A 26,444-nucleotide genomic window follows, 5' to 3' on the forward strand; every position below is an offset into this window, starting at 1 on the left:
CGATAGTTGACAAGATCATTGCAAACCTGATGACGGAATTCCAAATTCCACTTCCTATTCCATGCGATCTCTGACAGTCTTAGCCCTATTGTTCTGCGCAAGTGTTATGCATGCACAGGATAGCAAGGGGTCCAGATCCGGGGGTGTGGAGATCTTGAACGCTGATATCTGGGAATTCGATCAGGCGCGAGCCCAAGGGGCACAAGTTCTGAAAGGGAATGTGCGATTCAAACATGGACAGGCGATCATGAAATGCGATAGCGCCTACCTCTTCGAGGATGAACGTGTACGTGCGATGGGGCGTGTGAACATCAACCAAGGTGATACGTTGTTCGTGGATGGCGACGTCCTGGAATATGAAAGCAGTACCCGTATGGCTCGGTTGGAAGGCAACGTGCATCTGCGTAATGCCGATATGGAATTGACCACTCCTGCGTTGGATTATGACATGAATGCAAAACGTGCTTTGTACACGAGCGGCGGCCGTATTGTAAGTACGAAAGAGAACAACACGCTCACCAGTGACATAGGCCTGTACTTGGCTGATTCGCGATCGTTCATTTTTAGTCACAACGTATTGCTTGAACATCCGGAGCATACGATCACCAGCGATACCATGCACTACGGAACGGGCACTGGTGTCGCGGAATTCTTTGGACCCACGCAGATCATACAGAATAACACGGTCATCAATACACTACGCGGCACATACGACACACGGAATGAACGGGCACGATTCACAAAACGATCCCGCATACTAAGCGGTGGCCGATCGCTCGAGGGCGATAGCTTGCACTATGATGAACCAACGGGTATCGGGCGTGCTTGGGGAAACGTTGCTGTTACGGATACGGCCAGTGATATGATCGTGAATGGTGATCAAGGTTTTTATGACGAGATCAACGATCGATCCATGATCACAGGTCATGCCGAACTTGTGATCCTGATGGATGGGGATAGCCTTTTCCTGCACGGCGACTCTATCTTCACGGCACCGGATAGCCTAGGGAAACGAGTAATGGCACATCGCAATGTGCGTTTCTTCAAAAGCGATATGCAAGGCGTTTGTGATACGCTGATCTACACGGATGCCGACAGCTTGATCCGGATGTTCAATGCTCCGGTATTGTGGAGCGGATCGGATCAGATCACTGGAGATCATATCCGTATAGCGATGAAGGATGGAAAGGCGCATCGACTGTTCGTGGAGGACAATGCATTCCTTGTTTCCCAAGCGGATAGTGTGCATTTCGACCAGGTAGCTGGAACCACGATGACAGGATTCTTCGTAAACAACGAATTGGATCGGATCCTTACTGAAGGCAATGCGCGCACAGTCTATTTTGCACGAGAGGAAAAAGATGGGATCGAATCGATCATTGGTGTGAACCGAGCAGACTGCAGTAGGATCTCTGTAAAACTCGCAGAGGGCAAAGTTGGCACTGTCACTTTCATGGAACAACCGGATGCCATCCTCTACCCCATTGATAAGGCTCCACTGAATGAGCTACGCATGGAAGGATCGGATTGGCGCGATGACGAGCGGCCTATCGATCGGCAGGCGATCTTTGATCAGTGAATCTTTCCACCGAAATCGGATATGATCTTCGGGTCGAGCGCCTCCTTCTCGTCAATTCCGGAATGATCATCAACTACGCCTTCCTGCTTGTTGTTCGTGAATTCGTTGGGATATCGGATCACCCGTGCCCCACCCTGGATCGGATCGATCCGTTGCAATTTGAACACTGTTCCATTGCTATTGAATCTATTTCCGGATGCATGTATCAAGGCGAGATCGGATCCATTCACGACCGTGTTGTTACCCTCGAACGTGCTTTCGATAAGCAGCAATTGACCCGCTGACCCGACAGTGATCGCCGTATTGGTCATTCCAATAAAACTGCATTCCTGGATCATGGCACGTTCGCCGTTGATCAGCACAGCGCTTCCGACGGAACTCTTGCGCGAACTCCGGAAATCACAATCACGAACCTCACTGCGTGCATGCTCCAATGCAAGCAATGGCCCCGTACCACCATAGAAATTCACATCAACAAGCGTTACATGACCACCGCTCACCTCCAAACCGTGACCCTCAGCAGCCTCGATCTCGCAGCCGTTAAATGCCGCGTTGAGCGCTCCGCGAATGGATACTTGAGAACCATCCGCACCTCCGCCGCTGATGTACAACCCTGAGACATGGCACAATGCCTTACCATCCCCTCGCATGGCTATGGCCTTGAATGGTTGGGCATCATTTGCGGCGCGTATGAACACGGGACGTAAACGCGAACCGCGAATGTGCAAAGGCCCCTGCACCATAATGCCACTTCCAGGAGCCATTGTGATCCGCGCGCCTTCATTGATCACAAGTGCTTTACCTGGCGGAAGTAGGATCTCATCCTTGAAGTAATACTTTCCTCTGTTCAGAACCAATGTATCACCTTCCGTTCTTGCAGAGAAGAACCACCTCGCAACATCTTCGATCGGTGTCGTTCCTTCCATTGCTTGCACTAGAACAGGGCCGGAAGCCGCGGCAATACCTACAAACGTGGCACGTCCCGGACCCGCGACCCAGTGCGCATCATGATACGCAAGAGGATCGCCGTTCTCCAAATGATCCTCCAATAATACATTGGCTACACGGTTCGCCGTGGCACGTGCCCACGCCAGATCACCTTTTTCCGCGAGTATAGGTAACCATGTGTTATCCACTGCGGCAAATTTCTCCTTTATGCGCCACCGAAGATCATTCAATTGCACGCGTCGTTCGACCAACGAATTCCTGAATTCCTCCTGTTCCAATAATGCACTTACCGGGTCCATGGTGAATGCGGATCGGCCTACCGTATATCCAGGAGCGCGATGGAAGATCGGTGAGATCTTTCCTGTTGTACGCCGATGGATGTACGGCACTGATCCGTTCACTGTTGGATCCCCGTTCTCCAACCATCGCATCAATAACCACGATATGGCAGCATCCTTGTCCAACACGTTATTAAGAACTTCAGGGTCGCCTTTCGCCAAACCAGCATATAGCGTTGACCACAACACCCTTAACTCCGGCTCCATCATTGGATCACTGAATGTGTTCGGGAACATGCCTTGCGGACAATCAGGGTCCGCCGATGCATTGAACAACGTTGCATCCGCTAAGCGCTTCTTGGCCAAGAACGCACGATCGAAGGCTTCTTCTTTTTGAAAGACGCCCAGATCCTTACCACAAGCAATGACGCGTACGAATGAGACCGCTGCAACCGGCAATTCGAGCTCGGTGGCCAACACCTCCAAGTAGATCGAGCGAATATTCCCAATAGTGGCCGGTACCAAGTTGATCTGGTGTTGTTGTTCGTACGGATCGAGTTCCGGGAAGCGTATAGAGAAGGATCCTGGCACTGGACCTATATGGGCCAATTCAGCTTGTGAACTATAATTATCCGATTCGAATTGAGCACTACGCCATTGATCGTCGTAGCCATCGGTCGGACAAACAAGCGACTGTCCACCGATACGAAGAACAGCGATCTCTGAATTTGTTGCATCCTCCAGAATACTCCCTTTCAAGTCGGCGAATATGCGCACTTCTTCTGACTTGATCCCGAACGGCCACTTGCCGGTGAGAAGTTTCGGTGAAGCCAGTGCGAAAACACCAACGATCAAGCCCAATGGGATCATCAAACCTAAGAACCAGGCCTGTGGGCGTGTTGATGCTCTGCGGACAACGCGCCTCATTGCGATGAATTTTCAGTACCTCTCCAAAAGGCCACAGCTTTATCCCGGAACGTAGCAGACGTTCGTACCGCTCGACGGATCGAATAGCCGTAGGTGTTACCATCCCCAACGATGATGTGCGCATGTTTCTGTCGATCACGCAATAGCGACGGGATCAATCTGGCTTCCGCTTGGCGCCATTTATCCAGGAACAGATCATTGCTTAGAAGATGTGCTTTTGCCTCACTGACGTATTGCTCTTTACGCGCCGTCCATTCAGGTTCGTTCGCAACTAACTGTTGTAATCGCAACATGGGTGAAGTGATCGTGCTGTCTGCGATGCTCACTTGCGCATCCTCCATGATGCTTGCGCTGCACATCACCGGATAGAATGTGCCGCTTCGCGAACCGAGGGCCCAAGCATGTTCAGGGTCTTTCATCCGAAGAACCTCAACAGCTGCAGTGTATCGAAGTAACGCATCAACATCCAACGCAGTAGCGATCGAATCCCGACGGGCATACGCTGTTAGCAATGTATCGTTCAGGGCGCTGATCAAGGATCCAGAACGTGCTGCGGCCAGGCTGTCTGAAAAAGGAAACACCGCATACCGTCCTATGTCCGAAACAGCAATGGTGGTAGGCGAAAAACCACGTGCTTGCTCCAGATCCGACCCAATTACCTCGCGGATCTCCATAACACCCATTGCTTCATCATTGATACGGACCTCGAACAATCCGTCATAGGGAACAACGACACCCATTTCACCAGCGACCCATAACGCCATATGTTCCTGTAGCATATCCGTGGATCGAGGGTTCCGAATTTCGATCTTGTTGAATGGCAGCTCATTCGGAGGTGCTTCAAACGCAACACCAAATGATCTTTTCCTATGGTTCGAAGGTGGACCCTCAAACGTGAATTTCGCTTCGTATTCGCTTCCATCCAACAGAAAAGTACCGAGCACTTCACCCCCACCTTCACTTGCTGTTGCGGCATAATAAGCGCTGGCTTCCATTTGAATGATCACAAGTGGCAGTCTGGACGGCGCGGGTTGTTCTGCATAACCATCAAGCGCTGTCATGGCCATCGAACTGCTTGCAATGGTCAATGCCCTGCTTGGGCCTAAGAGCACACCGAAGATCAAGAACGAGATCGCTATTAATGCAACTACGACCAGCCCTACCGCAGCACTGCCCTGTGGTGCGCGGTTCATCGGCCCTGTCGTGTGCTAAGCAGTAAAACCAACGCTGTGGCCAAGGTCATTACCATTGCGCTTAGGTTCAGGCCAAGGCCGAGCAAGCATGCAATAATGATCGCAGGAAGCCACAGTCCTTTCGGCTGGGTAGAGCGACTCAAAAACCCAGCAATAATGACCGATACCGCAATGATGATGGCTGCTACAAGATGATCTCTGAAATGATGCAATAGCAGTAGGACACCATACCCTCCCAGCAATAGTGCCCAGGGTACCATTGGTCCACGATCCGCAGGTCGGAATCCACGATTCCAACTAAATCCGATGAGCACCAATGCTACAACGAGCATGGCGAATAACGTGACCAATTCCACCCAACCGTGGAAAAGAGCACCAAGCCAAGGATCAGTATCTGGGGACATGCATTATACGTTACAATGGCCTAAATTGAGGACTTTGCAACGGGTTCGCGGCCCATGTTCAGATTAGTTTTCAAGACGGAAATGGGGACTAAATTGGTTAATGGAGCCTTTTGATGGACCCATCAGACCTTGCTCATAAAGAAAAGGTGATGAACCATGGGCTTGCTGAGCGCAACTCAAGGCATTAGACCATTACAGCCATTTCAGATCAAGCCGCAAGCTCACATGAAACGCGCCATCCAATTCGTGCGCAATGGCACCCGGAAGTTCTCGCGTAGATCACCTAACGTCGAAACCTGATCGTCGTAAACTATCGTATCTCCGGTTACTACGCCTTCGGCGATCAGCTCGGGAAGCTCGTGTAATCTACAGCTCGTGATCAAACCATCTTGTTCGAATACAACGACCATGCGATCCGTAAGCATCAAATTCAACGTGTATTCCAGGTCCTTGATGAAGCCTACACTTTTGTCAAGACTACAACCGGATGCTTTGGCCTGTTCCTCATCCACGGAGATCACAACGAATCGATCGTATAGCACTTCGACCGTAGCGTCCAAAGGCGCACCATGTGCCGCCCATGTGCTAGTGAAGGATCCACCTTGCTCGCGAACAAGCTTCTGTTCCGCATTGCTCAGATTGCGAACTGATTTATACACCCATATTCGCGCGGTCGGCGCCATATCGGCCAATCGCTTTGAGATCATGGGGGCAGTCTCTGTAGCTTCCATTGTGATCGTCATTTCAAGTGCAAGTTGCAAACCATATACCAAAGTCCAAATGAAACTTTGTATAAGTTATATACGATGGTTGTGTGAATTAAGTTGTGATACGCCCACAGGTTGCGATCCCCTAGGTATTCAAGAATAACATATCATCTGGGAGGAACTCGGTCCCTGATCCAGAAAAACAGGAGATCAGGATCAGCCACCGATCAAAGATCCGCAGCTTCAGCGATCAGTTCCGCGATGTCCTTTACCACGATGCTGCCTTCTTTACCGAAGTGTTTTACACCATCGGTCAGCATGGTGTTGCAGAACGGACAGCCGGCCGCTATGACCTGTGGTTCCATTGCTACGGCTTCACCGGTACGCTCAACGTTCACTTCCTTATTGCCCGGCTCCGCTTCCTTGAACATTTGCGCGCCACCCGCTCCGCAGCACAAACCTTTTGCACGACTGCGCTTCATTTCCACCAGTTCGCTGTCCAGTTTCATGAGGACCTCACGCGGTGCTTCATATTCGCCATTCCCTCTGCCCAGATAGCATGGATCGTGGAATGTGATGCGCTTGCCTTTAAAACTTCCACCTTTCACTTTTAGACGACCTTCCTTCAGCAAGGTGTTCAGGAATTGCGTGTGGTGCATCACCTCGTACATACCGCCCAATACCGGATATTCGTTCTTCAACGTATTGAAGCAATGCGGGCAAGCCGTGACGATCCGCTTCACTGCGTATCCATTCAACACCGCAATATTCTGCATCGCTTGCATCTGGAACACGAATTCATTTCCTGCTCTACGCGCCGGGTCGCCGGTGCAGCTTTCCTCCTGACCCAACACAGCGAATTTCACTCCGGCATTATTCAGCAACTTCGCGAATGCCTTGGTGACCTTTTTCGCACGGTCATCGAACGAACCCATACATCCTACCCAGAAAAGCACTTCTGGGGTCTCGCCTGCTGCAGCGTAGTCGGCCATGGTGCGAATGGAAAGTTTATCTGTCATGCTAATGCGTTTCGCGAACCACTAATCCTGCGTCCAATCCATTCGTTTATCCGGCCCGAATGCCCACGGCGCTCCGTTGTTCTCCACATTGGTGAACATAGTCGTTAGTGCTGGCCGGGTACGACTTTCTTCCATGACCAAATAGCGGCGCATATCGATGATAATTCCAACTGGATCGATATTCACTGGACAAGCTTGCGTGCAAGCGTTACAGGTTGTGCATGCCCACAATTCCTCTTCGGTTATCCTGGAATGAAGACTGTTTCCATCATCTTCCCATTTGCCTTTGGCATCGATCACCTTTCCCACTTCCTCCAAGCGATCACGGGTATCCATCATGATCTTGCGTGGACTCAATAATTTCCCGGTGATATTGGCGGGACATTCACTGGTGCAACGCCCACACTCAGTGCAGGTGTATGCGTCCATGAGGTTCTTCCACGAAAGATCGAAGATATCCTTTGCTCCGAAACGCTCGGGCATTTCAATATCACCCACTTTCAACACAACAGGCTCCGGTGGCGGCACGGAGGGGTCCAACATGGACCTTACTTCACCGGTAACACGATCCATGTTCTTGAGCTGCGTTTTCGGAAAGAGGTTGCTGTAAAATGTGTTCGGGAACGCTAGTAGTATGTGGAAATGCTTGCTGTATGGCAAGTAGTTGAGGAAGGCAAGGATCCCAATGATATGGAACCACCAGCACGCGCGTTCTACGATGATCAGACCTGTAGTACTGAGCCCGTACAATAAAGGCACTATAAACCCACTGACAGGGAACGCACCCGCTTGAATGTAATGGTCCGCACCACGCTCTTGCAAGGTAAGGTCGGCAGCATTCATGGTCAGGAACGCTGTCATCAGTGCGATCTCGGTGAACAGGATGATGCTGGCATCGCTGCGTGGCCATCCATCCATTTCCTTCATCCAAAATCGTTTGAGGCGAAGGCCCTCTCTGCGCACAAGGAATGCAACACAAGCCAGTAGTACGCCTAAGGCTAGTAATTCAAAACCACCGATGAGAAAATCATAGAGCGGTCCAAGGAGACTGAGTACGCGATGTGTTCCGAAAAGGCCATCGATGATGATCTCCAACACCTCGATATTGATGATCACGAAACCTGCATACACAATGATGTGCAAGAATCCAGCAATTGGCCGTACGACCATTTTGCTCTGGCCAAGAGCAACGCGTGCCATGGTTCCCCAGCGTTCTCCGGGACTGTCACTCCGGCCCTCATCCCTTCCTAAATTAATGTTCCGTGCGATACGCTTAACGTTACGTGCAAAGAACCAAGATGCCGCAACGACAATAACCGCAAAAATAATGTTGGAGATGATACTCACTTGATCTCTTCTTTTTGTAGGCCTTTCTGGATCCGATCGATATCGCTATCACTCAACTTAGGTAAACGATCCTTCTTGCCGAACAAAGATAAATGGACATATCGGTTCGGGTTGAGCCGAAGATCTTCCATGAGCATATCCAATTCACTACTGGCAGAGCGTAAATTATTGTACAACGAATCATCCTTTATCAATAGACCAAGCGTGCCCTCGCCACTATTCAGCTGATCCATGATGTTCTTGAGTTGGGCGCTACTCGCACTCAGGTCATGAAGCACCTTTTCTATTTGTCCGTTCGCCATGGTGCTTGTGATCGTATCCACATTCTGCAGGATATTTGAAATATTCGCATTGGACGCGGCAAGATTCTCAGACACTTTGCGCAGGTTCTCCAATGTTGCATGGATCGAAATGGCTTCCGAAGCCATGAGCTTATCAAGCCTTTCTGCTGTTTTATCGAATGACTCCAACGTATGACGTATACTTGAGAAGCTTGCGTTGATATCACCCCGGGTCGTATCGTTCAGGATCAAATTCAAGGCAGTAAGCACGGAATCCACACTGGAGAACATGCTCTCCGCTTTTTTCTTCAATGGATCGATCTGGCCACTCACTGCATCCGTAAGACTAAGTTGCGCATCACCGAACAACGTATCACCTTGGCTGACCTCTGCAGGGCCTGGCCCTAGGATCAACTGTAGGGAACGAGAGAACAGGTCTGCACTGTAGATACGGACCTTGGTTCCTTCGGTAAGCATCAGGCGATCCTCATCCATTTGGAATGTAACCGCGATCGAACCACTTCCGTTCGGCATCAGTTCACGATGAATGACCTGACCTACCTTATATCCATTGAAAAAAACCGGTGTTGCTTCAGTAACTCCCGAAATGTCGTCGTATACCACATGGTAAACATTCCGTTTTTGGAAAAGATCAATACCCTTGAGGTAATTCACCCCAAAAACCAATAACAATATGCCACCAAGAACCAATAGTGCAATCGAATACTCACGGCGCATCTTCATCTACTTCGTTGTCCTTATTCACTGACCTTGGGCCAATTTAAGCGCTTCTTGCAGATCCATGCGTTGATCATTCCTATATGCAACGATGAAAGCCCCATCGTATCCGACATCCCTGCACCGCTTTTGAACTGCACGTGCACCTTCCAGCGAATGCTCATTACCGATGGAATAGCGGAACAGACCAGCACTCTTGTATTCTTCAACGCCTTCCAGTCCATTGAAATTCCTCGGTTTGGGATCAACGTGTTTACTGGTCGTGGCGATCTGTACTTTGAATCTGATCGCATCCTTGGAGTGTGACGGTGTCTCTTCTGGTGGCGCTGACGCCGGGTCAGGTTCCGGATCGTTAGGCTTTTCCGGAAGGATCGAAGCAGTGGTGGTATCCACCCCTTCCATGGAATCCTTATACTCCTTGAATGCCCGATATACAGCCGATGCCATGTAATCCTGACCAAGTTCGCCTTGTAGGAATTCCTCTTCAGTTGCATTGGTCAAAAATCCCAACTCCACCAGAACCGCAGGCATCGTGGTGTAACTGATCACCAGGAACCCTGCTTGTTTCACGCCGCGGTCCGGGCGGCCTACGCGTTCCCTGAACTGCTTCTGGATCAATGACGACAGTAAAAGGCTTTGGTCCATGTGCGTATTCTGGAGCAAGCCCAAAGCGATCATGCTCTCGGGATCCTTCGGATCGTAGCCATCATACTTCAATTCGTGGCCATCTTCCATCAAAATGGCAGCATTCTCCTTTTGTGCCACTCGCATATTGGCCTCGGTCTTGTGCAGACCCATAACATATGTTTCGCAGCCGTTCGGTGAATGGTTCTCGTTCGCGTTGCAGTGTATACTGATGAAGACATCGGCCTTGGCCTTATTTGCAATATTGGTACGCTCCATCAGCTCAATGAAACGATCATCTTCGCGGGTGTAGATCACATTTACATTCGGATATGCCTCCTTAATATACTTACCTATAAGCCTGACAACATTCAGCGAAACATCCTTTTCAGTGGTCTTGAACCGACCTGTGCCCAAATTTCCGGGGTCTTTTCCACCATGCCCAGCATCCAGAACCACTGTTCGAATACGGCTTGCATCGCGACCTTGGCCCAATGCTTGCGAGCAGAACAACGTTAGTGCGGCCGCTACCACACTTACATACGTTAACTGTTTGATCATGCGTTCCAATGGTCCCGGTCGGCGTTGTGTAATTTTCGGCCCGCTTTCCAAAGGGAACTGCAGACTTATGAAGGCACCGCCACGCTTCCGGACTTCCGGGTACGAATCTAATTGCAGGATCTCCGGCAGGTTCCTTAGTGTATTTTCAGTTTTCCTCACTACCATGTTGATGTGGGCTTCCTTTGGTGCTTATGGACAAGCATTGGAAAGCGAAGTGTTCTATACTGCACGTGATAGCATCCGCTATGACATTCAAGAGCAAACCGTATACCTTTTTGGCGCAGCTACCGTAAAATATGAAGATGTACAGCTCACTGCTGATCGCATCACCTTCAGCTTCAAGAACGAAGAAGCAAGGGCCTTTGGTGTGCTGGACTCGACTGGCAAAACGATCGGTAAGCCTGAATTTGTTCAGGATGGCAAAACCATCGAGGCCGATAGCATCCGGTACAACTTCACGACAAAGCAGGGGATCATACGGGAAGTGCGCACCCAAGAGGAAGGCACGTGGTTACATGCAGGACTTAGCAAGCGGCATAGTAATGGCGAAGTGCATAGCCGGGCCGGAATGATCACCACATGTGACAGGCCATATCCTCATTACCATTTCAAAGTGAACCGGATGATGGTGATACCGGATAAAAAGATCGTTACGGGAGCAGCTTACATGAAATTGGGCCGAAAGATCCCAACCCCTCTTGCAGTACCCTTTGGTCTATTCCCGAATAAAAAAGGAAGTAGCAGCGGGATCTTGATCCCCGTATATGGAAACAGTGCCCAGTTGGGCTATTTCTTGCTGAACGGTGGTTATTACCTGCCTATCAATGACCACTTGGACCTGCAACTGACCGGAGACATCTATAGTCGAGGCTCCTGGGGCCTACGTGGAATTACGCGATACAGTACGCGGTATCGGTATAGTGGTAATCTGGATATCAGCAGAAGCACGCAGTTGAATGGCGACCCTGAATACCCGGATTTCAGTAAACAGAACAACTTCTTCCTGAGGTGGAATCACAACGTCGACCCTAAAGCAAGTCTTACCGATCGATTCACTGCAAGTGTCAACGTAGGTACGAGCCGCAATTTCACGAATAACTTCAATAGCAATACCTCCGATTACCTGAGCAATACATTCCAGAGCAATATTAACTGGACGCATCTATGGATAGGAAAGCCGTACAACCTAAGTGCCAATTTGCGTCATAGCCAGAACACATTGAACGGCACATTTGACCTAACGCTTCCTGCCATAGCCTTCAATGTTACACGCATACTTCCTTTCCAGAATATCAAGAAACCGGGAACAAAGCGGCATTGGTACGATCAACTATATGATCAGATAGGAGTGAACTATTCGGCCAATTTCGATAATAAGCTCAGCACAACGGAGGAACAGCTTTCTCTCAGCAACCTGTCAGCACTGACCCGCGATATGCAGAATGGTATTCGACACACTGCGGCAATAACAACCAGTCTCAAGAATAAATTCTTCTCGTTGAATCCGGACTTCCGTATCAGTGAACGCTGGTATTTCATGTCCTTGGAAAAAACGACCTTCACATCGGCCGATACGATCTACACGGTAACGGATACCGTCCCAGGATTCAAGCGTGCGGAAGAATGGAGCACAGGCGCCACGCTGACCAGCAAACTGTATGGCATGTACTCCTTTCGTGGGAAGAACTTACAGGCGATCAGACATACGATAACCCCTTCCGTGGGATTCAATTACCGACCCGACCAAAGCACGCAGATCGAAGGACCATTCGGTGTGAACGGTGCGCTTTCGAATTATTCACCAATGGACATTGGGATATATGGCAAGCCCGCTGCAGGTGCAAGTGGATCAGTAAACCTCGGTGTGATCCAGAACCTCGAGGCCAAAGTGCGCGACATAAAGAACTCGGGGTTGGACAGTACCGTATTCAAAAAGATCAAGCTCTTCGATTATATCGGGATCACATCGAGCTATGACATCCTTAAGGACAGTTTGCGTTGGTCGCCGGTAAACCTTGCCGCGCGCACACAGTTGTTCAACATTGTCAACGTGAATGTGGTGAGTCTTTGGGACCCTTATGCCGTGGACACGTTAGGCCAGCGTATCGAACGCAGTGAGCGCTCCGTTACCGGTCGTTTGGCACGCATGACCTATACCAACGTGGCTTTGGGTTTTGAATTGAAAAGTAAGAAATATGGTAAGACCGTGAGCAGCACAAGCGATACGAACGATGCGCAGGTCGTAGAGGACAGCGACCCGTCCAAAGGAGCAAAGATCAACTTCAGTCTGCCGTGGAGGTTGGGTGTGAATTATAGTTATGACATTACACGGTCCTATGCAGGCGGGACAAGTACGGACAGTGAACGTCAGAGCGTGCTCTTCAATGGCGACGTGAACATCCTGAAATATTGGAAACTCGGGATCAGTAGTGGTTATGATCTGGTAGCACAAGAAATTACACCAACCTCATTGAACCTCTACTGGGATCTCCATTGCTGGGAATTCAACTTCAACATCATACCTCTTGGAGTTCGGAAGAGCTTCAGCTTCCGTATCAACGTTAAAGCAAGTGTTCTGCGAGATCTGAAATATGAATTGCGTAAGCCTTATGGAAACAACAGGAATTTGCTCTATTGATCTCTCCGGCTTGGTGACCAGTTCATTTTTTTCCTGAGCTTTTTACCCAGTTCTCGATCATCCTATCACCATTTGGTGTAAGCACGCTCTCTGGATGGAATTGCACGCCGCAAGTGTCGTACTGCACATGACGCAACGCCATCACCACCCCACTATTGCTCTTGGCCGTTACCCGAAGCGCCCCGGGTAGTACAATTGGATCTACTGCCCAACTGTGATAAAGACCCACTTCAAATTGAGATGGCATTCCTTCGAAGAGCGCATCGGTAGGATCGATCACTTCACAATTTACCGCTACGCCGTGCATCACACGTTGCTGATTGTACAAGGTGCCTCCGCATTGCTCTGCGATACCCTGCATACCCAAACAGACCCCGAGTATTGAATGCGATGGCATGAGCTTATCCAGAAGCTCCATCATGATACCCGCTTCATTCGGTAATCCAGGTCCCGGAGAAAGCACTATCCGATCGTACTGAGATGCTTCATTCACCGTGATCGCATCATTGCGTACCACATCGACTTGCGCGAACGGCTCCAACAAATGGTGCAGGTTCCAAGTAAAGCTGTCGTAGTTGTCTAAAAGGAGGAGCCGCATTGGGGGACACGTGATGGATGAATAGAACACAGATGACACTGAAAGAATTGATCAACGCAGAAACAGTTGTTGGTCGATTGAGGTGATTGATATTGCCTTCTCTCTTCTGCTCGTGCAAGGGTCTTTTATGTAATTTCTTGTTCTTTCTGAATACGAGCTGCTTTACCGATCCAGCCCAAATGCGTGTGATGAAAACTATCTCCGAATTTGAGGCCGTAACCGAAAATGCGATCCATGCTAGCGTGGCCGTATAGTATGATCGCAGAGACATAGAGAACCAACGCGAGTCCCTCGCCTTCAATGGCATGTACACTAAGCAATGCAGTTATCCATGAAAGCGCAGCTATAAGCACAGCGATTCCTTTATGATGTAGTAAATTGTATGAGGTCGCTCCTACTTTCGAATTCACTAAATAACCGATCATACTCACATCTGGACCAAAGAGCAGTAGTAAATAGCACCACCAAGGAACGTCGAAAAAGAACAAGGCAAGGATGCAAACAATGAACTGCGCAAGCTCTTCAAGCCGAAGTAGGTTCTTCATTCTAACTTCTACATTTTTCATTGATCATTTTTCATTCCCAAAGGGCCGCTACCATTCGATCCCTACAGGACAATGATCACTGCCCATGACCTCATTCAAGATGAATGCGTCCTTGATCTTTTTCTCGAATCCTGGACTTACAAGCACGTAATCGATCCGCCATCCCACATTTTTTGCTCGCATTCCGAAGCGCTGGCTCCACCAACTGTACTTAACTAGTTCAGGATGCTTTTTACGGAAGGTGTCCACATATCCGGTTGCAAGCAATGCAGACATCCCGTCGATCTCTTTCTGTGTGTAACCTGCGGTTTTATTGTAGTTCTCTTTAGGTCGCGCAATGTCGATGGGCTGGTGAGCTACATTGAGATCGCCGGTAAAAATGACCGGGAGTTGTTGTGCGGATAGCTCCACTAAATAGGCGCGTAATGTTACATCCCATTCCGTTCGATAGGTCAACCGCTTCAGTTCTTGCCCGGAATTAGGTACGTACGTGTTCACTACTATGAAGTCCTTGAAGGTTGCTGTAATGACCCTTCCTTCGGAATTGTGCTCTTCACCGTTGGGTATACCGTACTCAACTTTAACCGGTTTCACCTTGCTTGCGATCGCGGTACCGCTGTATCCCAATTTCGCTGCTCCATGTGCATGAACATGGTAGCCCACCAGATCCTGTAGCGCTGTTCCTACTTGATCCGGTGTAGCCTTGGTCTCTTGGAAACAATAGATGTCCGCATCCATCGTTCTCAACGAATCGACAAGCCCTTTTTTTACACTGGCACGGATGCCGTTCACATTGAATGAGATCAGTTTCATGGTGTACAAATCTCGTTATTCGAGTACAAGGAGCAGTTTCTTATACCACAAATTTGCCGTTCACATTGAAATGTTCGTCTTAAATACTTGCATTTTCACATTGATCGATAAACCTTTACATGTTCCTTACGTCATACCCAGAACAACCTTACCATGCCATTAGAACCTTACGCTGGCCCTTTCGGAACTCCACAGCTGCGGCATTTGCTTCGGCGCTCGCTTTTTGGTTGTTCTAATGCGGATCTTGCCCACTTTAGCGGTTACTCATTGGAACAAACAGTTCAAGAGCTACTGACGTTCACGAATAACACGACCCCTCCTATCAAGACCTATTGGGGTCTGAATGGAGCAACGCCGGACCCTTCATTGGTAGATCCTGATGTACCATTCGGAGCTACTTGGATCAACACCATTCGTGATTTTGAAGACGCTGACATCGCCACGAACCGTATTGCAAATCTTATTTTTTGGCGAACAGGATTATTCGTTGAGCAGGAACGGAATTTACGTGAGAAATTGACCTTGTTCTGGTTCAACCACATGCCTAATCAGGCATTCGAGGTTTTCATCCCCGAACTCCTTTACACTTACGATCAATTACTGCGTGACAACTGCATGGGCAACTTCCGGGAGATGATGTACGGTGTTTCCACCAGTGGTGCTATGCTTGTTTACCTGAATGGTTATTTGAACACAGTTGCGGCTCCGGATGAGAATTTTGCCCGTGAGGTCATGGAACTATTCACCCTAGGGGAAGGTAGTGGGTATACCGAAGCGGATGTGCAAGCTGCTGCACGGGTGCTGACCGGTTGGAGCTTATTGTTACAGCAAGGGGGGCAGCCAATAATTCCGGAAACAACTTTCTACGCAGTGAATCATGACACCACGGACAAAACATTCAGTGGGTTCTTCAATAATACCTTGATCCAAGGGCAAACCGGACCAACCGCTGGGCCTTCGGAAATGAATGCGCTGTTGGATATGATCTTCACAAAGGACGAGGTCTCATTGTCCATATGCAGGGAGATCTATCGCTTCTTCGTTCACGGGGAGATCACACCGACCATCGAAGCAGATGTTATTGTGCCACTTGCTGAGTTGTTCCGCGCGAACGCCAGTGCTCCGGACCAGATCAGGATCGTTATGCATGCATTATTGACAAGTGCTCACTTCTACAGTGTTGAAGTGCAAGCTTGCATGATCAAGAGTCCGGTTGATCTTGTAGTAGGTGCGGTCCGCATGTTGGATATGCCATTGCCGACCCCTGCACAGTTCGAGGCGCAATATGCAGCATGGCGAGATGTATATTACCTGGTCGACTATGCAGGACAGAACCTTTTCAATCCGCCGAATGTAGCTGGGTGGCCCGCATATTACCAGTATCCTCAATATGATAATCTGTGGATGGATACTGCGACGTTCCCTACACGGGTCAACACACTCCTAGGCATTCTATATTCCGGTTTCATCACGGACGACGTCATGTATCAGCCGGTTAGCCAGAATTTGACGCATAAAGTGGACTTCATGGCGGTGGTTGCTCAATTCAGCAATCCCAGTGACCCGAATGTACTCGTATCGGAGACCGTTGACCTGCTATACAACGTCCCTATTTCACAATCGGTAAAAGACCAATTGAAAACCAATTACTTGCTTTTGGGGCAACAGTCAGATATATACTGGAGTGATGCATACGATCTCTACGCCGCTGACCCGAACACGACAAATATGACCGCACAACTTGTACCGACCATACTTCTTTGGATGTATGGAGAAATGGCACAGGCCGCTGAGATCCACCTTCATTAAGAATTGCCATGAACAGAAGAAATTTCCTCCGGAACTCGTCCTTGGTAACTTTGGGTGGCCTTAGCGTACGGGGCTTCAGCAGTCCATTGATGCAGGCTCTGAAATCACGCGCTCTGGAAGACCGTGTGTTGGTCATTGTACAAATGATCGGTGGCAACGATGGTCTCAATACCGTGATCCCCTTGGATCAATACGACGTACTCAGCCAATTCAGGACCAACGTACTGATACCTGAAACACAAGTACTACCGCTTACCGGTCTTAGTGGTACTGGTCTGCACCCAGCAATGGGTGGAATGCGTGATCTCTGGGAAGACGGCAAACTCGGCATCATACAAGGTGTGAGTTATCCGGATCCGAATTATTCGCACTTCCGCTCAACGGATATTTGGGAGACCGGGGCCAACTCGGACCAACAACTCAATTCCGGATGGACAGGACGCTACTTGAACATCGAGTATCCTAACTATCCAGCCGGTTATCCGAATGACGACATGCCCGATCCGCTCGCGATCCGTGTCGGTGGTCCGGTAAGTCTCGGCTTACAGAACATGGGCGTTAGCATGGGTGTTGCCATCAACAATACAGATGATACCGTTGATCTGACCGGCAACATTTTCAATGATCCACTATCTGCTGATTGCACTGGAGATAAACTTGGCTTCGTTCGAAATGTGCAACGGCAAACGGATCTTTATGGTGATGTGATCAATGCAGCCGCTGCGGCGGGGTGCAATCAGAGCACCCTCTATCCTACCGGCACGGAACCGGGTGCTCGATTGGCCCAAGCATTGAAGATCGTTGCTCAGTTGATCTGCGGTGGCCTGAAGACAAAGATCTACTGGGTAAGCGTAGGCGGGTTCGATACACATGCGGAACAAGTGGTAGCAAGTGACCACACTACCGGTAACCATGCTGAGCTTTTACAAGGTGTAAGTGATTCGATCCACGCATTCCAGGATGACCTTAACCTACTTGGCCTTGAAGACCGCGTGCTTGGCATGACCTTCAGCGAATTCGGTCGAAGGATCGTGGACAATGCGTCCGGTGGTACGGACCATGGTAGCGCGTTGCCCATGTTCATGTTCGGTACCAAAGTGGTTCCCGGAATGACAGGAACCAATCCGGATATCCCTGTGAACAGTACGTATCAAACCAACCTGGCGATGCAGTATGATTTCCGTTCGGTCTATGCTTCCGTACTAACGGATTGGTTCTGTTTGGAACCGAGCGAGGTTGATCAGGTATTACTGGATACGTACCAGCCGCTTTCGATCATTGATCCCGCAGGATGTCTTGGTACCAGCGTACATGAGGCCAACCAACGTGCTGGCAACAGCCTTCTAAGCGTGTACCCGAATCCATTTGTAGAGCGTACTACGTTGAGCTATACAAGCAATGGCGGCCGTGTGCTGATCCAAGTATTTGATGAGCAAGGCAAACTCATGAGAACCGTATTGAACAGTGTGATGGCCCCTGGTTCCTACACTGCTGATGTGGATCTTGGCGAACTACCATCCGGTGTGTACTATGCACGTTTCCAGAACGAAGGTCTCCAGCAAGTGAAGAATATGCTGAAGGTGCGGTGAGGTTGGTTTGTTCGTAGCAACAGTATCGAAAAGCATTAAGCGTAGCCAAAGGCTACGATGTAATTTACATGAGAGCGTAGCCACAGGCTACGCTTAGTTGGACCACAGGCTACGCACAGCTTGAGCTTGTGATTGTAACCACAAGCTATGCTCAGTTGATCATAGCCACAGGCTACAATTTTTTCTGCATGAGAGCGTAGCCACAGGCTCGCCCAGTTGAAGCTTAGCTACAGGCTACGCCAAGTTAGGTAGACGATCAAGATCAGTAAAGTGAAATAAAAAAGCACTGGTGCCAACAGCCGCTAAAAACATGGCAGTTCGCGCGCTGAGCCATAAAAGGCTACGTTTCTTAGCGTAGCCAAAGGCTACGATGTTTACTGCATGAGAGCGTAGCCACAGGCTACGCTCAGTTGAAGCATAGCTCCAGGCTACACCCAGTTAGGTCATCTTTTCAGGTTCTGTGCATTTAATGTGTACGAAGGCTTCCGCGCTAAACATCAATGAAGTCGTTCGATATTTCATTCATGAACTAACCATCCCAATTGCGAAACCCCTGAACGCAACGAAGCCCCGACCTAGGTCGGGGCTTCGTTAAATTGGATCGTCTGTTGGGCTTACGCCTTCTGTACGTTCACTGCATTCAGGCCCTTAGGGCTTTCCTCTACTTCATAAGAAACAGAGTCGCCCTCCCAGAGCGCTTCACGAGTTCCGGTTTTGTGGACGAAAACGTCCTTTCCTCCTTCGTCAGGTGTGATGAATCCAAAACCTTTCTCCGTGTTGAAGAATTTTACTTTACCACTTGGCATTTTACTGTACTGTGTTGTTAATGAGAGCGCAAGATAGGTAGTTTGAACAATGCAACCGACATTTGACCAGCAAATTTCCAGTGATCACCATTCCGGCGACCTCAGTCATACCCCTATCCAACGTGGTTCTTAGGTCCATTTAGCCCTAACATTCGGATATAAATTCACTCGACCAGGATAGGATCGGATCTACTGCAGATCCGTCAACTGACTGAAAGTGAATCAGATAACAAGATAAGACCGTCCAAGATCGGGCGGTCCACTAGGCATCGCCTTTATCCAGATGGAGCCATGCCTGAACCATCTTCAGCTTTCCATACCCATGCTTTCCTCCGAAATGATTGAAGATCTCGCTGCTAGCATGTTCAGGGTTCGCATTTATGTAAGTGGCGATAACATTGCGCGTGGCATCATCCAATACAGCACCGATCTCTACTTCACCAGCGGCGATCCCTTTTGCTGCATGTCCTTCTATGGTGCTTTCCGTTAATTTTCGTTCGGCAGCAACCTCGGCAATACTCTTCCCGGCTTTGAAGAGGGCATAACTTGCCTTGTACGTCCCCCCTTTCAGAACTTTGGATCTCGATCCTTTTTTTGCGAATACCCCTTCGGCACTTTTCCGGACACGTTTGCGGCCGGTCTTATTAGAGGTCGTTGGCTTATTGGATTCCGCCCATTCGGCAATTTCGTTAACCAAGCTCGTGCGCTGATCAGCAAGATCCTGTTGCAATTCCGGCTTACGTTGTATGCTTTCTCCATTCAGGATGCATGTTGTGATATATCCCACTTTAACGATCATTTGCAACTTCTTCGCCAATAGGGTATCGATCTCACGCAGATCATCCGCATACCCTTTGCTCCTGCTCACCATTTCCACTTGGGCCAGATGCTGTAGAAGATCCTTTATGCTCTCCTTTAATATGGCCGAGTAATAGGCACCACCTTTTTCGATCCTTCCGAGGAGTGCTTCATGGTCATCGCTGTGTAACAACCGCACTAATTGATTCTGGAATGTGCGGGTGTTCTGAACTTCGGTTTCCAACTTCAGCTTGAATCGAGCCAGTGCGGTCTTCATGCTGGCGTCCTCGAACTCGTCCACATCCGAGTGGTCCTTTTGCACAAAACCGACCTTCACCATGATATCGCCAAGATCAAATGTGCTGATCAATACAGCTTGTAGGTAATGGCGTTGTTGCTCCTTCAATTGTTGCGATAATGGTTGCTGCGTGTGTTGCCGTTCACTGAAGGCCATTACATCCCTATCCGTAGAAACAACGGAAGGATCTATTCGGGTGCGTAACGTTAGCCCTTTCAATGAACGCAATCTCGATAGCGCAACATACACTTGCCCTGGAGCGAATGCATTGCCCACATCAATGATCGCTTTATCGAATGTCAGTCCTTGACTTTTGTGCACTGTAATTGCCCAAGCCAACTTGACCGGGTATTGCTCGAAGGTGCCTTCGATCTCTTCTTCTTGCTGCTTCGATCTCGCATTCACGACGTACCGTCTATTCTCCCAGACCTCTTTCTTCAACGTGTAGGACAGTCCGTTATCGAGCATCTCCACCTCTATCCCTTCCTCCGTTATGTCCGTGACCTTGGCCAACTTTCCATTGAAGTATACCTTCTCCATATCGTTCCGAATGAACATTATCTGCGCCCCCACTTTCAATTCCAATTCAGTCAGCACCGGAAACATGCTTTCCGGAAATTTCCCTTCCACATCGGCGCTGAAAACGTGTGACTTTCCTGGCAAAGCAGCCAATGCCTCATTATTCAATTCATCAGCGATCCGGTTGTGGGTGGTGAGCGTTATTACGCCGTCTTGCTCGCTCTTGGGGATATTGGCTTTGTAATGCGCATTCAAGGTTTCCACATCTTTTGCGGTTACCGTGTTGTTACGCAAATTGTTCAGGATATCGATGAACTCACCATCCTGTTGCCGGAAGATCTTGTCCAGTTCGATATGCGCATAACCCGCTTCCTTGATCACACGTGACTCAAAGAAATGAGCGTTCGCATAATATTTGCGAAGTATGCTCCACTCCGTATCCTTCACTACAGGTGGCAACTGATGCAGATCACCGATCAACAGCACTTGTACCCCACCGAAACTGCGATCGTAAACACCCCGAACACTGCGCATCCTGTGATCGATAGCGTCCAACAGGTCCGCACGGAGCATGCTCACTTCATCAATGATCAGTAAGTCGATGCTGCGCAGCACATTGCGGCGGATGGCATTGAGCGGATGTCTTTTCGTAAGCGTATCACGGTCGTGGAAATTGCCGTACGCCGGTATATCCGCTGGCAAGTTCCGTTCGGGAATGTAGGTGCCGAAGGGAAGTAGGAATTGAGAGTGGATCGTAACGCCTTTCGCATTCAGCGCCGCAATTCCGGTGGGTGCAAGGATCACATACCGCTTGTGCGTGCTCTGTGCAAGGCGATGTAGAAAAGTAGTTTTACCAGTTCCGGCCTTACCTGTAAGGAATACGTGGCGCGAAGTGCTATTGACAAAACGCGCAGCCATTGTGGCCATTTCGGTTTCCTCGTGTTCCAAACGTTCCATTGCAGGCTGCAAGATCGCATTATCCGATGGAAACGAAGCAAGGGTCCGCAGGTTAGCGGTCAAGGTTACTTTCCCAATTTCCAAGGTCATAAAGTATTACGTGTGAAGAACGGCTCCAGTTGGCATTGACGAAATAGTCGTCACTGGCGAAGCGGGTAAGATAGGTTTGATCAGCAGATGGGCTGACCATAGTTAGCAAAGTGTAAGTACTTCAGCACGCTCGCGACAATAAGGCTCCAAAGAACTTTGTTATCTTACAAGCTCATTGCCTGAACTCCAAAATGAACTGGATCCCACTTACCGATATTGACCAACTCAACACGATGGATGAAGCTTCGAAAGAGAAGCCTGTACTCATTTTTAAACACAGTACGCGTTGTAGCATTAGTAGTGCAGCGCTTGGACGGCTGGAGCGTGCATGGACCGGTGATGATGATACAGCACATGCCATCTATTTTCTCGACCTCTTACGTTACCGACCGATCTCCAACGCGATAGCAGAACGATACGGAATAGAGCATGAATCGCCGCAGGCATTAGTGATCCGCAATGGGAAATGCGTTCAGGTCAATGCACATTTCGGGATCGGTTATGAAAATATCATCGCTGCGTTACAAGTACCAAAAACGCAATGAACAACAGTTTGGTCCGCATCATATACTGCTCCGCTCTGGTGTCGGCAACCGGTGTAGCTAATGCTCAGTTCAACTTTTCGGCTTCACCTACCGACACCGAACGGTTCTCACTTTTGCAGCACGATCAACGCTTAAATGAGTCAGGACATTTTGGGGCTACCACCCTACCCCGTATTCCTTCGAGCTATGATCATAACGCCTTAGGACTCTTCTGTAAACTGGATGTGCAATTCGAAAAACGTCTGAAGATCCCCGTGTTCTTCCGCTTGGGGGATGCCCAAAGCATAGCTGCATGGGAAGGGAAAGGAGTATTGCGGAAACGTTGAACACCTATCACAACGCTTTTACTGCAACACGAACTTTCGGGTCGCACTGCCCACCTTTGCGATATACATGCCGGGATCGAAACCGGATACATCGATCAAAACCTTACCGTTCCGAGCGGATCCGCTACCAACCAGTCGCAATTGCGCGTCAAATAATTGGTACTGGGCTTGATCCTGAAACGATGAGGTCAATACGATATTCAACTCGGTGTTCGCAGGGTTCGGATAGAGTGCGAATTCGAAACTAGAATGATCTTCGTCTATGCCGATCTGTACTCCGGTGATCTTGCTCAAACCCGAACTTGTCGTAACCCAAACGGCATCATTAGCATCCACTGCAAGCCGACGCACATTGGGGCCTACCAACCCATTGGAAAGTTCAAATTGTACCCAGTTGTTCCCGTCGTACATGGAAACGCCACCTTCGGTCACGAGGTAATCCACGTACACACCTGCCCAGACAAGACCTTGTGGATCCAGAACCACATCCGTAACAGGATTCAACGTATCAGGTGCGGGTAGGATGAACGGGCGCGTATGGTTTCCGGTATGTTGGTCATTGGCATCGAATGTTGAGATACCCTTTGCCGTTGCCACCCACTTGTTCTGTGCGCCATCGATCGCAATGGACCGTATCTTATTATTGATCAATCCATCCGCTTCAACGATCGATGTGAAGGAGCTACCATCATAGACCTTAATGCCTGCAAGTCCTGTTCCTAACCAGACGTCACCATCATCAGCGAATGCGATGTATGTTGTTCCACCGAACGGAATATCAGGACTACCGAATGCTGTAAAAACACCATTGCTGTAAAGTGTAGCCCCATTGATCGTTGCCAACCACACATCACCGTTCGGAGCCTGCTTGATATTGGTGACCTGGTTATCGCTCAGTCCATCGGCTGTGGAATACGTGGTGTAGGCAATCCCGTCAAATACACTCACACCATTGTCGGTTCCTGCCCAAACATCACCATTGTCCATGACCGCGATCGCCATCACATTGCTACTGACCAGACCAGGATGCGTTATCGGTGTATGGTTCTCGGCGATAATACCATCGAATTTGATAACACCAGCTTGACTGGCCAACCAGACATTCCCTGAAATATCGATCGCGACATCGCGTAGATCATTCGATGGCAGACCCGTAATCGTGTTGTAGTTCGTAATTGTTTGCGCGGTTAGTGACGCACAAAGACATAGTGTTAGTAAGGAGATAGCGCTCTTCATTCTGACAAGATAAAGGTTTGATGTGAGGTTCTATTCGATGTGCGTACTTCAAGGACATAAGCACCGGGTGTTAGACCAAGCGTTCCGATGCGAACCGCATGATCACCGATCAGTGCAAAGTCCGGTGTGATCCGTTTTCCATCAGGAGAAAAGATCACCATTTCATAGGGATCATCCTCATCCAATATCAATGTAATGTCACCATTGGTGGGATTCGGGAATAGCCGAAGAAAGCGATCGAGATCATCGATCCCTTCTTGTGAGTTCCATGCGTTGAACGTTGGATAAAGCTCGCGAAACACCCCTGAACCATTAGGGAACCGCCCTGTTGAGGATATTTCATACTGGTTACCAAAGTTGACCTGGTCGATGACGGTCGAATCCGCATAGGACAACATCACCGTCTCTCCTGTCGCTTCCAACTTGAAATCGGCATGATCATCTCCTTGATCCGGTTGACCATCGGCCCAGATGATCAGGTATTCATTCGGCTGAACTACGCGTGTTGGCATTGCCCATTTCGTCGGATCCGATGCGTCATCACTGACGTACAGCCCTGCAGTGGACAATGCGAATGTGCTTCTATTGTATAGTTCGATCCAATCATCAGGATCTCCATTCTCGTCAACTACAGTCCCGCCATTGAGCGCCATGAATTCATTGATCACCAGATCTCCTGGGTTGATCTGTGTGAATATCGAATGGAATTCATTTGCCGCCCGCACAGGCTCAAAAACGCCAGCTGTTGCATTCTCTGCATAGATGTAGAACTGGATCAAACTGGAACTTGCAGTTAACAGTGTTCCGAAAACACCATCACCCGCTGAACCATCGGCGTTCAATCCGTCATCCTTCAGTTCAATGTGCTCGAACAGTCCGTTCTCGGAAGTCCGATAAGCAAGAAAGGCACTGTCCGAACCAACGATGGTAGCGGTAATGGCGACCTCCTCTCCAACTGCGATCTCCACCGGAAAATGTGCAACGTCACTGACTACCGGTTGGTTCGTGAATCCCGGATAGTCATACAGATAGACCGTGCGTTGATCGATCAATTCAGCGATCCCGGGGTAATCGATCAGGTCAACGAAAGTCTCATCCAAGTTATCAAGGAACGCCTGGTAGCTATAGAATTTATTGGTATCGGCCAGAACGTAAGGGGCAATTATGTCCCGTAGACCCTCAGCCCTGCTGTAATAACTGTGATCCGCGAAATTCTCATCCACGATGGTACGCATATGCGCCAGGTACATTCTCTGGTAAGTCGGGTTCTGGAACAAATTCCGCATCAGCGGTCTTGGTTGGACCGATACGCTATTGAGGTGCTCCAACGGATCGATCGTTATGGCCTGGGCAATGCTGAATCCATTCCAATGGGTCGAGGCATCGGTCAATCGAAAACTTGCGAACGACATGTTCATGTCCCAGAGTATCGGATTCCAACGCGCGTTATCATCCATGTACAGGTAGTAGTTCTGCGCATATCCAACGTAACTATCAAAATTGATCAACGCATAATTGAACGCGTGCATCCAAAGCGTGCGATCCACATTCAGGATCTCCTCCACGTTCTCCGGATCATTATTCAGCACATCGATCAACGTGTACAACTCATCCCACCCTTCATCGGACTCCAACGAATAGAGGTCATAATAATCGGCTATGTCGGTGCCCGGAGAATTGCTCAGATTCGAATTTTCACCATTGAGATCAACGGTAGTCGGATTCCCCTTCACGAACGGATTACCACGGGATCCAAAATGAGAATCCACGAACTCCTTGCTCACATCCTCAACGTTCGCGTACAGGCCGATCAGGATATCGTTAACGTACACATTGGCATAATTGGCCTGAGATGCGGGCATGTACTTCCGTACGATCTCATAAGAAAGCACCTCACGCAAGAAGGACGGATCCTGGATCACATTGCTCAGCTTCAGCTTTTCATAGCCTTGGTAGTTCTGCCCCGCATGGACATGGTCCAGTTTAATATTGAATGGGTTCTTCTCACGCGAGGAACTGTAGGAGCTGAACCCTTTGTAACGCACACCGACATCGGGTATCGAGGTTCCATCAATGATGAGATCACCCTGTAGTCGTTCATCACCGGCCAGGTACAGCGTATCCAAGAGATCGTTCCAATCCGGTTCGGCGAAATACAGACGTACCTCTCGCACGGAACCAAGATCATATAGTCCTGTTTGCGCGTGAAGAACCCCACCGGTACAATACGAACCGAATAGTGCCAAGGCTATGGCAATGTGCCGTATCACG

The 26,444-nt window shown here is 49.2% G+C and carries 21 protein-coding genes; 6 read left to right on the forward strand and 15 right to left on the reverse strand.

The genetic code is table 11. The features are described from left to right. The first annotated feature begins 61 nt into the window (after positions 1 to 61). On the forward strand, positions 62 to 1,579 hold the full coding sequence (locus tag IPF95_17390) for a hypothetical protein (protein ID MBK6476457.1): 1,518 nt from the start codon (positions 62 to 64) through the stop codon (positions 1,577 to 1,579). Here IPF95_17390 and IPF95_17395 read toward each other — a convergent pair. The 8 genes from IPF95_17395 to IPF95_17430 form a co-directional block, all read right to left on the reverse strand. Further along, complete coding sequence (locus IPF95_17395) at positions 1,573 to 3,732, reverse strand: right-handed parallel beta-helix repeat-containing protein (GenBank protein ID MBK6476458.1); 2,160 nt, start codon at positions 3,730 to 3,732, stop codon at positions 1,573 to 1,575. The genes IPF95_17390 and IPF95_17395 overlap by 7 nt on opposite strands. Next, entirely contained in the window at positions 3,729 to 4,925 is a 1,197-nt protein-coding gene (locus IPF95_17400) for a hypothetical protein (GenBank protein MBK6476459.1), read from the reverse strand. The genes IPF95_17395 and IPF95_17400 overlap by 4 nt, the downstream gene beginning before the upstream one ends. Further along, complete coding sequence (locus tag IPF95_17405) at positions 4,922 to 5,329, reverse strand: hypothetical protein (GenBank protein ID MBK6476460.1); 408 nt, start codon at positions 5,327 to 5,329, stop codon at positions 4,922 to 4,924. Before IPF95_17405 ends, IPF95_17400 begins: the two co-directional genes overlap by 4 nt. 221 nt (positions 5,330 to 5,550) lie before the next feature. Then, on the reverse strand, positions 5,551 to 6,060 hold the full coding sequence (locus IPF95_17410; GenBank protein ID MBK6476461.1) for a hypothetical protein: 510 nt from the start codon (positions 6,058 to 6,060) through the stop codon (positions 5,551 to 5,553). Positions 6,061 to 6,263: 203 nt separating this feature from the next. Then, the gene (locus IPF95_17415; GenBank protein MBK6476462.1) at positions 6,264 to 7,028 is read right to left on the reverse strand and encodes a (Fe-S)-binding protein; all 765 of its coding nucleotides are present in this window, start codon (positions 7,026 to 7,028) and stop codon (positions 6,264 to 6,266) included. A 48-nt stretch (positions 7,029 to 7,076) separates the two neighbouring features. Then, entirely contained in the window at positions 7,077 to 8,402 is a 1,326-nt protein-coding gene (locus tag IPF95_17420) for a (Fe-S)-binding protein (GenBank protein ID MBK6476463.1), read from the reverse strand. Continuing rightward, positions 8,399 to 9,427 (reverse strand): MCE family protein, encoded by a 1,029-nt coding sequence (locus tag IPF95_17425; protein MBK6476464.1) that lies wholly within the window; start codon positions 9,425 to 9,427, stop codon positions 8,399 to 8,401. Before IPF95_17425 ends, IPF95_17420 begins: the two co-directional genes overlap by 4 nt. An 18-nt stretch (positions 9,428 to 9,445) precedes the next feature. Further along, the gene (locus IPF95_17430) at positions 9,446 to 10,606 is read right to left on the reverse strand and encodes an N-acetylmuramoyl-L-alanine amidase (protein ID MBK6476465.1); all 1,161 of its coding nucleotides are present in this window, start codon (positions 10,604 to 10,606) and stop codon (positions 9,446 to 9,448) included. Positions 10,607 to 10,775: 169 nt separating this feature from the next. Between IPF95_17430 and IPF95_17435 the strand changes: the two genes are divergently transcribed. Further along, the gene (locus IPF95_17435; protein ID MBK6476466.1) at positions 10,776 to 13,244 is read left to right on the forward strand and encodes an LPS-assembly protein LptD; all 2,469 of its coding nucleotides are present in this window, start codon (positions 10,776 to 10,778) and stop codon (positions 13,242 to 13,244) included. 22 nt (positions 13,245 to 13,266) lie between these two features. Here the strand turns inward: IPF95_17435 and IPF95_17440 are convergent, their stop codons facing one another. The 3 genes from IPF95_17440 to xth form a co-directional block, all read right to left on the reverse strand. Next, on the reverse strand, positions 13,267 to 13,842 hold the full coding sequence (locus IPF95_17440) for an aminodeoxychorismate/anthranilate synthase component II (GenBank protein ID MBK6476467.1): 576 nt from the start codon (positions 13,840 to 13,842) through the stop codon (positions 13,267 to 13,269). A 125-nt stretch (positions 13,843 to 13,967) separates the two neighbouring features. Further along, on the reverse strand, positions 13,968 to 14,387 hold the full coding sequence (locus IPF95_17445) for a DUF4260 domain-containing protein (protein ID MBK6476468.1): 420 nt from the start codon (positions 14,385 to 14,387) through the stop codon (positions 13,968 to 13,970). A gap of 48 nt (positions 14,388 to 14,435) precedes the next feature. Continuing rightward, entirely contained in the window at positions 14,436 to 15,200 is a 765-nt protein-coding gene (xth, locus tag IPF95_17450; protein MBK6476469.1) for an exodeoxyribonuclease III, read from the reverse strand. Between the two features lie 153 nt (positions 15,201 to 15,353). Between xth and IPF95_17455 the strand changes: the two genes are divergently transcribed. Beyond that, entirely contained in the window at positions 15,354 to 17,009 is a 1,656-nt protein-coding gene (locus IPF95_17455) for a DUF1800 domain-containing protein (GenBank protein MBK6476470.1), read from the forward strand. An 8-nt stretch (positions 17,010 to 17,017) separates the two neighbouring features. After that, positions 17,018 to 18,598, forward strand: a complete 1,581-nt coding sequence (locus tag IPF95_17460) for a DUF1501 domain-containing protein (GenBank protein ID MBK6476471.1) — start codon at positions 17,018 to 17,020, stop codon at positions 18,596 to 18,598. A 614-nt stretch (positions 18,599 to 19,212) separates the two neighbouring features. On the opposite strand, the gene IPF95_17465 is transcribed toward IPF95_17460, so the two are convergent. Then, positions 19,213 to 19,404 carry a cold-shock protein gene (locus tag IPF95_17465; GenBank protein ID MBK6476472.1) on the reverse strand — a complete coding sequence of 64 codons (192 nt, stop codon included), beginning with the start codon at positions 19,402 to 19,404 and terminating at the stop codon, positions 19,213 to 19,215. Positions 19,405 to 19,666: 262 nt separating this feature from the next. Beyond that, complete coding sequence (locus IPF95_17470) at positions 19,667 to 21,946, reverse strand: AAA family ATPase (protein ID MBK6476473.1); 2,280 nt, start codon at positions 21,944 to 21,946, stop codon at positions 19,667 to 19,669. Positions 21,947 to 22,257: 311 nt separating this feature from the next. On the opposite strand from IPF95_17470, the gene ytxJ reads away from it, so the two are divergent. Together ytxJ and IPF95_17480 are read left to right on the forward strand one after the other, a co-directional pair. Continuing rightward, entirely contained in the window at positions 22,258 to 22,611 is a 354-nt protein-coding gene (gene ytxJ, locus IPF95_17475) for a bacillithiol system redox-active protein YtxJ (GenBank protein MBK6476474.1), read from the forward strand. After that, on the forward strand, positions 22,608 to 22,937 hold the full coding sequence (locus IPF95_17480) for a hypothetical protein (protein MBK6476475.1): 330 nt from the start codon (positions 22,608 to 22,610) through the stop codon (positions 22,935 to 22,937). The genes ytxJ and IPF95_17480 overlap by 4 nt, the downstream gene beginning before the upstream one ends. 18 nt (positions 22,938 to 22,955) lie before the next feature. On the opposite strand, the gene IPF95_17485 is transcribed toward IPF95_17480, so the two are convergent. Both IPF95_17485 and IPF95_17490 read right to left on the reverse strand, forming a co-directional pair. After that, positions 22,956 to 24,173 carry a T9SS type A sorting domain-containing protein gene (locus IPF95_17485; protein MBK6476476.1) on the reverse strand — a complete coding sequence of 406 codons (1,218 nt, stop codon included), beginning with the start codon at positions 24,171 to 24,173 and terminating at the stop codon, positions 22,956 to 22,958. Further along, positions 24,170 to 26,443 (reverse strand): CotH kinase family protein, encoded by a 2,274-nt coding sequence (locus tag IPF95_17490; GenBank protein MBK6476477.1) that lies wholly within the window; start codon positions 26,441 to 26,443, stop codon positions 24,170 to 24,172. Before IPF95_17490 ends, IPF95_17485 begins: the two co-directional genes overlap by 4 nt. Between the last annotated feature and the right edge of the window lies 1 nt (position 26,444).

Source organism: Flavobacteriales bacterium, from assembly GCA_016704485.1.
GTDB lineage: Bacteria > Bacteroidota > Bacteroidia > Flavobacteriales_F > PHOS-HE28 > PHOS-HE28.